14 protein-coding genes are annotated in these 14,740 nt (G+C 57.6%); 7 read left to right on the top strand and 7 right to left on the bottom strand.

What is annotated here, in order from left to right:
• Window positions 1-391: 391 nt before the first annotated feature.
• A complete protein-coding gene (gene fucA, locus SIK97_RS00310; protein WP_004853673.1) occupies window positions 392-1,039 on the bottom strand; it encodes an L-fuculose-phosphate aldolase in 648 nt (215 codons plus the stop codon).
• Window positions 1,040-1,599: 560 nt separating this feature from the next.
• On the opposite strand from fucA, the gene fucP reads away from it, so the two are divergent.
• The 5 genes from fucP (at window position 1,600) to fucR (ending at window position 7,430) form a co-directional block, all read left to right on the top strand.
• Window positions 1,600-2,910, top strand: coding sequence for an L-fucose:H+ symporter permease (fucP, locus tag SIK97_RS00305; protein WP_004853675.1), 1,311 nt, complete (start codon window positions 1,600-1,602; stop codon window positions 2,908-2,910).
• 31 nt (window positions 2,911-2,941) lie between these two features.
• Complete coding sequence (fucI, locus tag SIK97_RS00300; RefSeq protein WP_057173005.1) at window positions 2,942-4,717, top strand: L-fucose isomerase; 1,776 nt, start codon at window positions 2,942-2,944, stop codon at window positions 4,715-4,717.
• A 102-nt stretch (window positions 4,718-4,819) separates the two neighbouring features.
• The gene (gene fucK / locus SIK97_RS00295; RefSeq protein WP_032751058.1) at window positions 4,820-6,238 is read left to right on the top strand and encodes an L-fuculokinase; all 1,419 of its coding nucleotides are present in this window, start codon (window positions 4,820-4,822) and stop codon (window positions 6,236-6,238) included.
• 1 nt (window position 6,239) lies between these two features.
• Complete coding sequence (gene fucU, locus SIK97_RS00290; RefSeq protein ID WP_004853682.1) at window positions 6,240-6,662, top strand: L-fucose mutarotase; 423 nt, start codon at window positions 6,240-6,242, stop codon at window positions 6,660-6,662.
• A 57-nt stretch (window positions 6,663-6,719) separates the two neighbouring features.
• A complete protein-coding gene (gene fucR / locus SIK97_RS00285; protein WP_025108018.1) occupies window positions 6,720-7,430 on the top strand; it encodes an L-fucose operon activator in 711 nt (236 codons plus the stop codon).
• Window positions 7,431-7,489: 59 nt separating this feature from the next.
• On the opposite strand, the gene rlmM is transcribed toward fucR, so the two are convergent.
• The 4 genes from rlmM to SIK97_RS00265 form a co-directional block, all read right to left on the bottom strand.
• Entirely contained in the window at window positions 7,490-8,590 is a 1,101-nt protein-coding gene (rlmM, locus tag SIK97_RS00280) for a 23S rRNA (cytidine(2498)-2'-O)-methyltransferase RlmM (protein WP_014226619.1), read from the bottom strand.
• Window positions 8,583-8,978, bottom strand: a complete 396-nt coding sequence (locus SIK97_RS00275) for a DUF423 domain-containing protein (RefSeq protein ID WP_004853688.1) — start codon at window positions 8,976-8,978, stop codon at window positions 8,583-8,585. Before SIK97_RS00275 ends, rlmM begins: the two co-directional genes overlap by 8 nt.
• 19 nt (window positions 8,979-8,997) lie before the next feature.
• Window positions 8,998-9,915 carry a glycine cleavage system transcriptional regulator GcvA gene (gcvA, locus tag SIK97_RS00270; RefSeq protein ID WP_004114967.1) on the bottom strand — a complete coding sequence of 306 codons (918 nt, stop codon included), beginning with the start codon at window positions 9,913-9,915 and terminating at the stop codon, window positions 8,998-9,000.
• Window positions 9,916-10,269: 354 nt separating this feature from the next.
• Window positions 10,270-10,494, bottom strand: coding sequence for a YgdI/YgdR family lipoprotein (locus SIK97_RS00265; RefSeq protein ID WP_014226620.1), 225 nt, complete (start codon window positions 10,492-10,494; stop codon window positions 10,270-10,272).
• Window positions 10,495-10,692: 198 nt separating this feature from the next.
• Here SIK97_RS00265 and csdA point away from each other — a divergent pair, with 198 nt between their 5' ends.
• Entirely contained in the window at window positions 10,693-11,898 is a 1,206-nt protein-coding gene (gene csdA, locus SIK97_RS00260) for a cysteine desulfurase CsdA (protein ID WP_014226621.1), read from the top strand.
• Window positions 11,898-12,335 (top strand): cysteine desulfurase sulfur acceptor subunit CsdE, encoded by a 438-nt coding sequence (gene csdE / locus SIK97_RS00255; RefSeq protein WP_057173004.1) that lies wholly within the window; start codon window positions 11,898-11,900, stop codon window positions 12,333-12,335. The genes csdA and csdE overlap by 1 nt, the downstream gene beginning before the upstream one ends.
• Window positions 12,336-12,457: 122 nt before the next feature.
• Here csdE and tcdA read toward each other — a convergent pair whose 3' ends face one another.
• On the bottom strand, window positions 12,458-13,267 hold the full coding sequence (gene tcdA / locus SIK97_RS00250) for a tRNA cyclic N6-threonylcarbamoyladenosine(37) synthase TcdA (RefSeq protein WP_009651598.1): 810 nt from the start codon (window positions 13,265-13,267) through the stop codon (window positions 12,458-12,460).
• 114 nt (window positions 13,268-13,381) lie between these two features.
• Entirely contained in the window at window positions 13,382-14,479 is a 1,098-nt protein-coding gene (mltA, locus tag SIK97_RS00245) for a murein transglycosylase A (RefSeq protein WP_057173003.1), read from the bottom strand.
• Window positions 14,480-14,740 lie beyond the last annotated feature (261 nt).

The following is a 14,740-nucleotide window of genomic DNA, read 5'->3' as shown; positions in this document are numbered from 1 at the left end:
ATTCCCCGGGTCGCGGCTTATGCCTTACCCGGGCTACCGCAGACGGCTGAATACCCGTAGCCCGGGCAAGGCGCGTCAAGCGCCGCCCCCGGGAGCAGCGCGCAGCGTGGCACCATTTCCCCGGAGGTGATGCTGCGCATCTATCCGGGCTACCGGATCGCAGACGGTGAGCGCATTCCCCGGGTCGCGGCTTACGCCTTACCCGGGCTACCGCAGACGACGGTGAGCCCGTAGCCCGGGCAAGGCGCGTCAAGCGCCGCCCCCGGGAGCAAAGCACAGAGGGACAGCCCGTAGTCCGGCTAAGCGCAGCGCAAGCCGGGGAATAACAGCGCCGGGGTATCAGCCCAGCACATCTCCCGGAAGCAGCCTGCAGAAGCCTTCGCTTACGGCATCACTCTTCGATACGCAATCCGTAGGTTTTGAATTTCTCCAGCACGATAGCAATGGCCTCGTCGCCAAGAACCGGCACCGGGTCGGTGATGGCCAGAGTGCTGAGATAAAGCTGCGCCAGCACCTCAACTTCATGCGCCAGCCACAGGGCCTTCTCCAGATTCTCTTCACAAGCGATCAGGCCATGGTGCTGCAGCAGCGTCGCTTTGCGGTTTTTCAGCGCCACGGCCACATGCTCAGACAGCTCGCGGGTACCAAACGTGGCGTAGGGCGCACAGGGGATAGAGTTGCCGCCCGCCGCCGCAATCATATAGTGAATGGCGGGAATGGGACGATTGAGGATCGACACCGCCGTAGAGTGAACCGCATGATTATGTACCACCGCGTGAGCATCAGGCCGCGTCTGATAAGCCGCCATATGAAAACGCCACTCGCTGGACGGCAGTTTGCCCTGTTCATGCTGACCTTCGGCATCGATATACACAATGTGCGCTTCCGTCAGCTTTTCGTAAGGAATACCCGTTGGCGTGATCAGCATCCCCCCTTGATAACGCACGCTCACGTTACCGGCGGTTCCCTGATTTAACCCCAGGCGGGTCATTTCCAGGCAGGTATCAATAATCTGCCGGGCCAGTCTATTTCGTTCCATTCTTTACCTCTCTTTATGATGCGCAATGCGACAACAGACGGCTCGCCGGAGATGACGCTCCGACGCTGTTGAATAGCTCAAATAATTACTCACCATCATCATCCCGAATAAGCAGAAAGGAATTTACATCCGCCGGTTCTGTGATTCCTCTCACTTATTTCAGTATAAAAACAACCGTTCATTGATTTTTGCTTTCTGAAAAATGCCCGTTCTTACTAATAGATTTAAAAACGGGCATTTTACTGATAGTTTTAACAACTGCCCGTTTTCCACATAATAAAATAAATCGGTCATCGACTCTGTGGGTTTTACAATTAACTTTCTCAAACGGTCATGTTTTTCTGATTATTAAAGTGATGATAATCACATAAAACCACCGAGTGGATACGAAGTGTGACCGCTATCATATTAAAAGGCTTTTTTAATTTGAAAATGAATTCATGAGTTCACTCCGTGATGTTTATTTCACTGTTGATGTCGTCACAAGAGCTCGCCTGATTTTTGCGGTCTGGTGGGCATAAGCCGGCTGCTGAACACGCTTCTGAACCAATGAGGATGCTATGGGAAACACAACAATACAAACGCAGAGTTTTCGTGCGGTAGAGACAGGGCAAAGCAAGCGCTACATTATTCCCTTCGCCCTGCTGTGCTCGCTGTTTTTTCTTTGGGCGGTCGCAAATAATCTCAACGATATTTTATTACCACAATTTCAACAAGCCTTTACCTTAACCAACTTCCAGGCTGGACTGATTCAATCCGCCTTTTATTTCGGCTATTTCGTCATTCCCATTCCGGCCGGAATTTTGATGAAAAAGTTAAGTTATAAAGCCGGCATTATTACCGGACTGTTCTTATATGCTTTTGGCGCCGCGCTATTCTGGCCCGCCGCTGAAGTTATGAATTACACCTTATTCCTGATTGGCCTGTTTATTATTGCTGCAGGCTTAGGGTGTTTAGAAACCGCGGCAAACCCGTTTGTTACCGTCTTAGGACCAGAAAGCGGCGGTCACTTCCGGCTTAATCTTGCCCAAACGTTTAACTCGTTTGGCGCCATTATTGCGGTGGTTTTTGGGCAAAGTCTCATTTTGTCTAATGTGCCGCATCAATCGCAGGATGTGCTCGATAAAATGGCTCCGGAGCAGCTTAGCGCCTATAAACACAGCCTGGTGCTCTCGGTGCAAACCCCGTATATGATCATCGTCGCGGTTGTCTTACTGGTCGCTCTGTTGATTATGTTGACCAAATTTCCGGCCCTGCAGAGCGACGACCATAGTGACGCCAACCAGAGTTCCTTCTCAGCTTCCCTTGCTCGCCTGGTCCGCGTTCGCCACTGGCGCTGGGCGGTGCTGGCGCAGTTCTGCTACGTCGGCGCGCAAACCGCCTGCTGGAGCTATCTGATTCGCTACGCTATCGAAGAGATCCCCGGCATGACGCCCGGTTTCGCCGCCAACTATCTGACCGGCACGATGGTGTGCTTCTTTATCGGCCGCTTCTCCGGTACCTGGCTCATCAGCCGCTTCGCGCCGCATAAAGTGCTGGCAGCCTATGCCCTGCTCTCCATGATCCTGTGCCTGATTTCCGCTTTCACCGGCGGCCACGTGGGTCTGCTGGCCCTGACGCTGTGCAGCGCCTTTATGTCGATTCAGTATCCGACCATCTTCTCGCTGGGCATCAAAAACCTGGGCCAGGACACCAAATACGGCTCCTCTTTTATCGTCATGACCATTATTGGCGGCGGGATTGTCACCCCGGTGATGGGCTTTGTCAGCGACGCCGCCGGCAACATCCCCACCGCGGAGCTGGTCCCGGCGCTGTGCTTTGCCGTCATCTTCATCTTTGCCCGTTTCCGTTCGCAAACGGCAGCTAACTAAACATTTATCCGAATAACGTGAGGAATCTGGAATGAAAAAAATCAGCTTACCGAAAATTGGCATCCGCCCGGTGATTGATGGACGCCGCATGGGGGTGCGCGAGTCGCTGGAAGAGCAAACCATGAATATGGCGAAAGCCACCGCCGCGCTGATCGCCGAAAAACTGCGTCACGCCTGCGGCGCGCAGATTGAGTGCGTCATCGCCGACAGCTGCATTGCGGGCATGGCGGAATCCGCCGCCTGCGAGGAGAAATTCAGCAGCCAGAACGTCGGCGTCACCATTACCGTGACTCCGTGCTGGTGCTACGGCAGCGAAACTATCGATATGGACCCGCTGCGGCCAAAAGCCATCTGGGGCTTTAACGGCACCGAACGCCCCGGCGCGGTTTACCTGGCGGCAGCGCTGGCAGCCCACAGTCAGAAGGGTATTCCGGCGTTCTCCATTTATGGTCACGACGTGCAGGACGCCGACGACACCTCCATTCCGCCGGATGTCGAAGAAAAACTGCTGCGCTTTGCCCGCGCCGGCTTAGCGGTGGCCAGCATGAAGGGCAAAAGCTATCTTTCCGTCGGCGGCGTGTCGATGGGGATCGCCGGTTCTATCGTCGATCACAACTTCTTCGAGTCCTGGCTCGGTATGAAAGTGCAGGCGGTGGACATGACCGAACTGCGCCGCCGCATCGACCAGAAAATCTATGATGAAAGCGAGCTGGAAATGGCGCTGGCGTGGGCGGATAAAAACTTCCGCTACGGCGAAGACCAGAACGCGCAGCAGTATAAGCGCAACGCCGAACAGAGCCGCGCGGTGCTGAAAGAGAGCCTGCTGATGGCGATGTGCATCCGCGACATGATGCAGGGCAACAAGAAGCTGGCGGAAAAAGGGCTGGTCGAAGAGTCGCTGGGCTACAACGCCATCGCTGCGGGCTTCCAGGGCCAGCGCCACTGGACCGATCAATACCCTAACGGCGATACCGCCGAAGCGCTGCTCAATAGCTCGTTCGACTGGAACGGCGTACGCGAACCCTTCGTCGTCGCCACGGAAAACGACAGCCTCAACGGCGTGGCGATGCTGATGGGCCACCAGCTGACCGGCACCGCCCAGGTGTTTGCCGACGTGCGCACCTACTGGTCGCCGGACGCGGTTAAACGCGTCACCGGCCAACCGCTCACCGGACTGGCGGAACACGGCATTATCCACTTGATCAACTCCGGTTCAGCGGCGCTGGACGGCGCCTGCAAACAGCGCGATGCGGAAGGCAAGCCAACCATGAAGCCGCACTGGGAAATCAGCCAGCAGGAGGCCGACGCCTGCCTCGCGGCCACCGAATGGTGCCCGGCGATTCATGAATATTTCCGCGGCGGCGGCTTCTCCTCCCGCTTCCTGACCGAAGGCGGCGTGCCGTTCACCATGACCCGCGTGAATATCATCAAAGGCCTCGGCCCGGTACTGCAGATTGCCGAAGGCTGGAGCGTAGAGCTGCCGAAAGCGATGCATGACCAGCTGGATGCCCGCACCAACTCCACCTGGCCCACCACCTGGTTTGCGCCGCGCCTGACCGGTAAAGGCCCGTTCTGCGACGTCTACTCGGTGATGGCGAACTGGGGCGCTAACCACGGCGTGCTGACCATCGGTCACGTTGGCGCCGACTTTATCACCCTGGCGTCGATGCTGCGGATCCCGGTGTGCATGCATAACGTAGAAGAGGCGAAAATCTACCGCCCCTCCAGCTGGTCTGCGCACGGGATGGATAGCGAAGGCCAGGATTACCGCGCCTGCCAGAACTACGGCCCGCTGTATAAACGTTAAAAATGCCTGATGGCGCTGCGCTTATCCGGCCTACGGATGATACCGTCCCGTAGGCCGGATAAGGCGTTTACGCCGCCATCCGGCAACGTCTCGGGAGAGATTATGAAGAATGAAGTCATCCTGGTCCTCGACTGCGGCGCCACTAACGTACGGGCGATTGCCGTTGACCGCCAGGGGAACATTATCGCCCGCGCCGCAACGACCAACGCCAGCGATATCGCCGTGGAGAACAGCGCCTGGCACCAGTGGTCGCTGGAGGCGATCCTGCAACGTTTCGCCGAGTGCTGTCGGCAAATTGCCGACCCGCTCTCATCCTGCACGGTTCGCGGCATCACGGTCACTACCTTCGGCGTCGACGGCGCGCTGGTGGATGAACAGGGCAAGCTGCTCTATCCGGTCATCAGCTGGAAATGTCCGCGTACCGCGGCGGTGATGGACAATATCGGCCGCTATATGCCCGCGCAGCAGCTCCAGCAGATCTCCGGCGTCGGCGCATTTGGTTTCAACACCCTGTATAAGCTGATATGGCTGAAAGAGAACCACCCGCAGCTGCTGGAGCAGGCCCACGCCTGGCTGTTCATCTCCTCGCTTCTCAACCAGCGTCTGACCGGCGAATTCACGACCGATATCACCATGGCGGGCACCAGCCAGATGCTGGATATCCACCAGCGGGATTTCAGCGCGCAGATTCTGCAGGCCACGGGATTGCCGCGCCGCCTGTTTCCCCGGCTCGTTGAAGCGGGCCAGCAGATTGGCACGCTGCGGAGCGATGCCGCGAAGATGCTGGGTTTAGCCGTCGGCATTCCGGTTATCTCCGCCGGGCACGACACCCAGTTCGCGCTGTTTGGCGCGGGCGCGGAGCAGGATGAACCGGTGCTGTCGTCCGGCACCTGGGAAATTCTGATGGTGCGCAGCGCCCAGGTGGACACGTCGCTGCTCAGCCACTATGCGGGCTCCACCTGCGAGCTGGATTGTCAGCCTGGACGCTATAACCCCGGCATGCAGTGGCTGGCCTCCGGCGTGCTGGAATGGATACGCCAGCTGCTGTGGACGCCTGAAACGCCGTGGCAAACGTTGATTGAAGAGGCCCGGGCCCTCCCCCGCGGCGCTCAGAAGGTGAAGATGCAGTGCGACCTGCTATCCAGCCCAACCGCAGGCTGGCAGGGCATAACGCTGAATACCACCCGCGGTCATTTCTACCTCGCCGCGCTGGAAGGATTAGCCGAACAGCTGGCGCACAATCTGCAAACGCTGCAGCAAATCGGCCACTTCAAAGCCCGCGAGCTGCTGCTGGTCGGCGGCGGCAGCCGCAACGCGCTGTGGAATCAGATCAAAGCCAACAGGCTGGAGATCCCCATTAAAGTACTCGATGACGCCGAAACCACCGTCGCCGGCGCCGCCATGTTTGGCTGGTATGGCGTCGGTGAATTCAGCAGCCCGGAGCAGGCCAGAGCGCAGGTGAGCTACCGGTATCGTTACTTTTACCCGCAAACCGAACCCGAACTGATTGAGGGAGTATGAGATGCTAAAAACGATTTCCCCGTTGATTTCCCCGGACCTCCTCAAAGTGCTGGCGGAAATGGGGCATGGCGATGAGATTATTTTTTCCGATGCCCACTTCCCGGCCCACAGCATGGGCCCACAGGTCATTCGCGCCGACGGCCTGCGGGTGAGCGACCTGCTGCAGGCGATTATTCCGCTGTTTGAGTTAGACAGCTACGCTCCGCCGCTGGTGATGATGGCCGCCGTGGAAGGCGACGCCCTCGACCCTCAGGTAGAAACGCGCTATCGCGAGGCGCTTTCCGGCCCCGCGCCCTGCCCGGAGATCGCCCGCATCGACCGCTTTGCTTTCTACGAGCGGGCGCAAAAAGCCTTTGCGATCGTTATCACAGGTGAGCGCGCTAAGTACGGGAATATTCTTTTAAAAAAAGGAGTAACGCCGTAATCTCATGCCGGAGCGCCCGTCTGATGCGGGCGCTCAGCGAACGCCAGGGTGAGAAAAATGAAAGCGGCACGACAGCAAGCGATACTAGACCTGCTCATTAACCATAACAGCCTGACCACCGAAGCCTTATCGCTACAGCTTAACGTCAGCAGAGAAACCATTCGCCGCGATCTCAGCGAGCTCCAGTCCCAGGGGAAAGTGCTGCGTAACCACGGTCGGGCAAAAGTCATTCACCGGCAAAGCCGTGACAGCGGCGACCCTTTTCATATCCGTCTGAAAAGCCACTACGCGCACAAAGCGGACATCGCCCGCGAGGCGCTTGCGTGGATAGAAGAGGGGATGGTTATCGCCCTTGATGCCAGTTCCACCTGCTGGTATCTGGCCCGCCAGCTGCCGGATATCAACCTTCACGTCTTTACCAACAGCCAGCCGATTTGCCAGGAGCTCAGCAAGCGAGAGAATATTCAGCTTACCTGCTCCGGGGGTACGCTCCAGCGAAAATACGGCTGCTACGTCAGCGCGTCGCTTATCTCACAGCTCAAAGCGCTGGAGATCGACCTGTTCATTTTTTCCTGCGAGGGCATCGACAGCGACGGCGCGCTCTGGGACTCAAATACGGTGAACGCCGAGTTCAAATCGCTGCTGCTTAAGCGAGCGTCGCAATCGTTATTGTTGATTGATAAGAGCAAATTTAATCGTTCAGGGGAGGCGCGGATCGGCCATCTGGATGATGTAACGCATATTGTTTCGGACGTGTCGCAGTCGTAACGGCTATTGCAGCGCCGGATAGCGGCTTAACACCCTATCCGGCCTACAAAAGGGGCAAACTAGCGTTCGTCGCGGCGACCGCCGACGGCAGCCCACAGGCGGCGAACGTGAACCGTCACCTCTTCGCGATCGTGATACAGCTGGCGCGCCTGGATTTGCGCGTTGATACCGTGCTCATCCAGCTGCTCCTGGATATAGGCCAGATTGCGCGACAGCTCTTCGTAGCGTTTTTTCATCGGCAGCTTCAGGTTAAAGATGGTTTCCCGGCACCAGCCGTTCACCAGCCACTGCGCCATCAGCGCCGCCACTTTCGCCGGTTTCTCCACCATATCGCACACCATCCACGAAATGTTGTTGCGCGTCGGGCGATACTTGAAGCCATCTTCACGCAGCCAGGTCACCTGGCCGGTATCCATCAGGCTTTGCGCCATCGGACCGTTATCCACCGAGGAGACCCACATATTGCGTTTCACCAACTGATAGGTCCAGCCGCCGGGACAGGCGCCGAGATCCACCGCGTACATACCGTTCGCCAGACGCTCGTCCCACTCATCCGCCGGAATAAAGACGTGAAACGCCTCTTCCAGCTTAAGGGTCGAACGGCTCGGCGCATCGGACGGGAACTTGAGGCGCGGAATGCCCATATAGAACGGCGAGTTGTTGTTAGACAACGAGTAACCGGTATAGCAGCAGCCGGGGGCGATAAAGAACACGTGGACCACCGGACGCTTTGGCGTTTCATAGTTGGTCAGCACGCCCGCTTCGCGCAGCGCCGCGCGCAGCGGTACCGTAAACTTGCGGCAGAACTTCATCAGCTCTTTGCTTTCGTTGGTATCGGCCACTTCAACGCGCAGCTCGCCGCCCTTCTCCACCACGCCCTGCAGCATACCGACGATCGGGGAAATCCGGTCTTCCGGCGGCAGGTCGCGCAGCAGTTCGCCAACCACAAACATCTGGCGGGCAAACACCAGCGAGCTGAACGGCAGTTCGCGCACCAGCTTTTCGCCATCTTCGGCCTGGTAGCACTCAAAAATCACATAGCCGGAGTCGTCTTTGACCCGGGCAAAACCAAACACCTCAAGGCGCGAGGCCTTATCGGTAATTTCTGCTGCGCACTCTTTCTCAAACCCAGGGCGACAATAGAGGACAACTTTATTCATGAACAACGCCCTTACGTTTCAGACGAATTGCACCAATTAACATTAATATCCAACCGGCGAGGAAGCAGACGCCCCCAACCGGCGTAACGAACGCCCACAGGCGTAAATGCGAGAGCGCCAGACAGTAGAGGCTGCCGCTAAAAAGAACGGTACCGAGCGCCATAAAGACGCTGCTCCAGTAAAACCAGATGCTGATGCGGCGCTGCATCGCCACCGCCAGGCCAAAAATAGCCAGCGTATGGAAAGCCTGATACTGCAGGCCGGTGTGGATCCAGCCCATTTCCGCAACGCCCATCGTTTTACTTAAAACGTGCGCGCCAAACGCGCCCAAAGCCACAAAGATAAAACCGCTTATCGCGGCGAATATCAGCATAAAACGGCTGGTCATGTGTTCACCCTACGATGATTTATTGTTCATAACGAAAGCGAAATTTTTCTTGTTCATTAGCCGCTTTTGCCAGAATCCACTGGCGGAAGGCGGCTATTTTACCCAGTTCTGCCTGACTGTCATGACAAACGAGATAAAACGCATTCTTACTGACCAGAACATCATTAAACGGGCAGACCAAACGGCCCGCCTCAATCTCGGACTGCGCCATTACATTGTTGGCCAGCGCGACCCCCTGTCCATGGATTGCCGCCTGCAGCACCATTGCGCTGTGGCTAAATATCGGTCCCTGTTGAACATTAATATGGTTTAGACCTAACTGGCGGGTATAAGTTTGCCAGTCGCGGCGGGAAGCATCGTGCAACAGGGTATGTTGCGCCAGATCGGCAGGCGTTTTCAACGCTTTATCGCCGGTGAGCAACAGCGGTGAGCACACCGGGAGCAGATATTCGGCGTACAGCTTTTCCACCCGCAGCCCCGGCCAGTTGCCGCGGCCGTAAAAAATCGCCACGTCGACATCGTCGGCCAGCTTATCCTCCTGACGGTCCACGGCCTGGATCCTGACGTCGATTCCCGGATAAGCTGAGTTAAAGCTTGTGAGCCTTGGCACCAGCCACTGAATGGCAAAACTGGGGAGCATACTGACGGTTAAGGCCCCTTTTGCGCTTCGGGCCTGAAGCTTGCGGGTCGCTTCGGTGAGCTGCGAAAAAATCTCTTTGATATCCTGAAAATAGCTCTGCCCCTCCTCCGTCAAAAGAAGAGAACGATTGCGTCGACGGAACAGCTTGAGGCCGAGGAAATCCTCCAGGGACTTGATTTGGTGGCTGACTGCGGCCTGCGTCACAAAAAGCTCATCGGCGGCGCGAGTGAAGCTAAGATGGCGGGCGGCTGCATCAAAAACACGTAATGCATTCAGAGGTGGCAAACGCTTGGACATAGTTATTCTGGCTTAGATGTTAAGGCAATTTAACAAACAGGAAACAATAGTTAACCTATTAGTTTTTTTTATCTGAGCTATTATAATTTGTCCGTTGAGCTTCTACCAGCAAATACCTATAGTGGCGGCACTTCCTGAGCCGGAACGAAGAGCTTTTTTTGGAATGCGTGTTCCAACAAGCTTTTGGCTTACGGTTGTGATGTTGTGTTGTTGTGTTTGCAATTGGTCCGGGTTTGCGGACCATGGTAGCTCAGCTACCCCTTTTCACTTCCTGTACATTTACCCTGTCTGTCCATAGTGATTTAATGTAGCACCGCACTGCGCGGTGCTTTTTTTTTGCCTGCTATACCGAAATCACTTATCCAGCTCGCCCAGCTGTTTTACGTCAGAACGGTTAATCTGCTGCTTGTTACCCCAGGCATCTTTGTACGAAATCATGCCAGTATCATTATCCGTTTGCGGTTTGCCGTCGGTCACGATGGTGCGCCCATCGTTGGTATGCATCACGTAGTTGGAGGAGCAGGCGCTCAGGCCAAAGGTCAGCACACAGGCAGAAATAATTGCGGCAGTCTTATTCATTTTCATCTTTCTCTCCTTTCGACTATTTATACTGTTTATGATTCGTTCTGTACCAGGTTAAAACGCAAACCCAACACTATTCAGCATAACTATCTTTTACCCACCCGAAGCCATATTCAGAAAATTCCAGTCGTTAGCAGAAACCTTGTATCACCCGCCGATTTGCGCGACGATCCTGATATCGATACGAGGAATCTCATGAACGCATTCAACCCCGTCCAATTTCGCGCCCAGTTCCCGGCGCTGGCCGACGCCGGCGTCTATCTTGATAGCGCCGCGACAACCCTCAAACCGCTGGCGGTCATTGAGGCCAGCGACCAGTTCTATCGCCTTAGCGCCGGTAACGTCCACCGCAGCCAGTTCGCCACCGCCCGTCAGCTAACCGAACGCTATGAAAACGCGCGCGAACGGGTGGCAACGCTGCTCAACGCCCCTTCCGGCCAGGATATCGTCTGGACGCGCGGCACCACCGAAGCCATTAATATGGTGGCGCAGAGCTACGTGCGCCCGCGCCTGAAACCCGGCGATGAGATTATCGTCAGCGAAGCAGAGCATCACGCCAACCTGGTGCCGTGGTTAATGGTTGCCGGGCAAACCGGCGCGCGGGTGGTGAAGCTGCCGCTGGCGGGCAACCGCCTGCCGGACGTGGCGGCGCTTGGCGCGCTTATCACGCCGCGCAGCCGGGTGCTGGCGATTGGCCAGATGTCCAACGTCACCGGCGGCTGTCCGGATCTGACGCTGGCAATACGCCAGGCCCGCGCTGCCGGGATGGTGGTGATGGTCGACGGCGCGCAGGGAGCGGTACATTTCCCGGCGGACGTCCAGGCGCTGGATATCGACTTTTATGCTTTTTCAGGCCATAAGCTCTACGGGCCGACCGGCATCGGCGCGCTGTATGGCAAAAGCGAACGGCTGGCGGAGATGTCGCCGTGGCTCGGCGGCGGAAAAATGATTACCGAAGTCACCTTCGATGGCTTCAAAACCCAGCCCGCCCCCTGGCGCTTCGAGGCGGGAACGCCCAATATCGCCGGGGTGATCGGCCTGAGCGCGGCGCTGGAGTGGCTGGAGGAAACGGACATCGCGCAGGCGGAAAACTGGAGCCGCGGCCTGGCGACGCTGGCGGAAGACGAACTGGCGAAACGTCCGGGCTTCCGCTCCTTCCGCTGCCAGGACGCCAGCCTGCTGGCGTTTGATTTTGACGGCGTTCACCATAGCGATATGGTGACGCTGCTGGCGGAGTCGGGGATCGCGCTGCGCGCCGGTCAGCACTGCGCCCAGCCGCTGCTGGCGGCGCTTGGCGTCAGCGGCACGCTACGGGCCTCCTTCGCGCCCTATAACACGCAAGACGATGTTTACGCGCTGGTGCACGCCGTGGACCGCGCTCTGGAAATACTGGTGGATTAATGACGACTTCTCACCCTTTTGGTACCCGCATCACCGAGGCATCTCTACAGCAGACCTTTACCCCGCTCAGCCAGTGGGAAGATAAATACCGCCAGCTGATTTTACTGGGTAAGCAGCTTCCCGCGCTGCCGGACGACCTGAAAGCGCGAGCCAAAGAGATTGCCGGTTGTGAAAACCGCGTCTGGCTGGGGCACGTCGTTGACGCCGAGGGCAAGCTGCATTTCTTCGGCGATAGCGAAGGCCGCATCGTGCGCGGCATGCTGGCGGTGCTGTTGACCGCCATAGAAGGCAAAAGCGCCGCTGAGCTGCTGGCGCAGGATCCGCTGGCGCTATTTGATGCGCTGGGGCTGCGCGGCCAGCTGAGCGCCTCGCGCAGTCAGGGGCTCAGCGCCCTGAGCGAAGCGGTGCTCGCCGCCGCCCGCGAGGTTGAGGTTTAAGCTTATCCCGGGGGCGGCGCTTGACGCGCCTTGCCCGGGCTACGGGTTCATGCGGTTTTGTCGCCCGGACAGGTGCGCAGTTTTGTAGCCCGGGTAAGGCGCCTGCGCCGCGACCCGGGAATTTACGCCGTCTGCCGCTCCGCCTTCGCCAGCATTTTCTTCAGCGCGTGGGAGACGGCGACAAAACCAAAGGTCGCGGTCACCATCGTCGCGGCGCCAAAGCCGGATGCGCAGTCCATTCTCTTCGGCCCCTCAGCGGTGCTTTTCATCGCACAAACGCTGCCGTCCGCCTGCGGATAAACCAGCGCTTCGGTGGAAAACACGCAATCCACGCCGAGCTTACCTTTGCTGTTCTTCACCACCCCAAACTGGCTCTTCAAACGCTCACGCAGCTTTGCCGCCAGCGGATCCTGGATGGTTTTCGCCAGATCGGCGACCTGAATTTGCGTCGGATCGATTTGCCCGCCCGCGCCGCCGGTGGTCACCAGCGGAACCTTATGGCGACGACAGTAAGCGATTAGCGCCGCTTTCGGGCGCACGCTGTCGATGGCGTCAATCACGTAGCTAAAGCCAACGCCAAGATACTCGGCGACGTTTTCCGGGGTGACAAAATCGTCCACCACCGTGACCCGGCACTCGGGGTTGATCAGGCGAATACGTTCCGCCATCACCTCGGCTTTCGCCAGGCCAACGTTGCCGCCAAGGGCGTGGATCTGGCGATTGGTGTTGGTCACGCAGACATCATCCATATCGATCAGGGTAATCGCGCCAATTCCGGTTCTCGCCAGCGCTTCTGCCGCCCATGAGCCTACGCCGCCGATGCCGACCACGCAGACGTGCGCGTCGGCAAAACATTGCAGCGCCTTTTCACCATATAAACGCGCCGTGCCGCCAAAACGCTGGCGCCAGGCATCGCTGATTACAACAGACATAAAACCTCAGAATTAGTGGACATTCCCGGGTCGCGGCGCAAGCGCCTTACCTGGGTGACAAAATCAGCCGTAGCCCCGGTAAGCGCAGCGCGACCGGGGAAGAGAACCGGCGTACTAGCCGCTAAAGACGTTGCCCGCACCCGGAGCGTTTTTCAGCACCCATACGCGGCCGTAGTGGTTATACCAGCCGGCACGATGCCCGGCATCCGGGCCAATGCCCTGGTAAATATCGAAGTGCTGGCCTTTAATCGCCCCGCCAACATCGAGAGCCACCATTAAACGCAGCTCGTACTGGCCGTTAAACTTGCCGTTATTATCCAGCAGCGGCACCTCCGCCAGCAGCGTGGTGCCGGCAGGAACAATGGAACGGTCGGAAGCCACCGATGCCTGGCCGATCAACGGCACCGCGCTGGCGCCTTTCACCGGCGCAAAAGACTGCGGTTTAAAGAAGACGAACGACGGGTTCTGCTCCAGCAGCTCGCGGACTTCCGCCTCGCTGTGTTTTTCGCCCCATTCGCGGATCGCCTGCATCGACATATCTTCGCGCTTCACTTCGCCGCGGTCGATCAGCACTTTACCGATGCTGTAGTACGGCCAGCCGTTTTTCCCGGCATAGCTGAAGAAGTTCAGCGGCGAGCCGTCGCCAAAGTCAATGTAGCCGCTGCCCTGCACGTCCATGATGAAGTTATCCATCAGCGAGTTGCTGTAGGCCAGAATGTAGTTGTCGCTCAGGGCCCCGGCGTAGATGCTGGAGCGGGACGGCAGCTTGCCGCGCTTCGGCGGCATCCGGTAAATCGGGTACTGGAACTCGCCCTGGCGAGTATGGCGCGCCTGCACCACCGGCGTGTAGTAGCCGGTAAACTGGACGTTACCGTAGTTATCCGTCCCCTGCATCTGCCAGGCGTCGATACCAAACTGGCTCAGCGTGCGGGTGTCGCCGCCGGAACGCAGCCACTCCTGAATCGCATTGTAGACGTTGCTCTGGCTGGTGTAGAGGCGCGGAGAGGCGCTACGAATCTGTCTCACCTGCTCGGAGAAGTCGCCGGCGTTGATCGGCGAGCCGACCGCATCAGGTTGGTTAACCAGTGAAAACGGCTGGGTGAGTTTACCTTCATTATACTGCTGACCGCGATCGGTCGGTTTTGAGGAACAGGCGGCCAGCATTGCCAGCATCGCGCCTGTTACTGCGTATTTTGCCCAACGTCCTTTCATGGTATCTCTTCTTTATGCTGCTAAGCCCGGGTGCGTGATGAAGATAACAAACCCCCAGGGCTAATGAAATGCGCTTCGGCACCGCAAAGGCAGTTTTGCGCAAAAAATAGGCTGGAAGTGATTCTATATGCACCATTTTTTACAAAATTGATGATTTCTGCCAAAAAGGGTTGCATCAAAACGTTAGCGGAGTATAGTGCGCTTCCACGGACGCGGGGTGGAGCAGCCTGGTAGCTCGTCGGGCTCATAACCCGAAGGTCG

Origin of the sequence: Klebsiella sp. JN_Kp126 (genome assembly GCF_033843325.1) — a bacterium.
Taxonomy (GTDB): domain Bacteria; phylum Pseudomonadota; class Gammaproteobacteria; order Enterobacterales; family Enterobacteriaceae; genus Klebsiella; species Klebsiella michiganensis.
The sequence above is the reverse complement of the archived record's forward strand: the minus strand, read 5'-3'. Positions and strand labels throughout refer to the sequence as shown.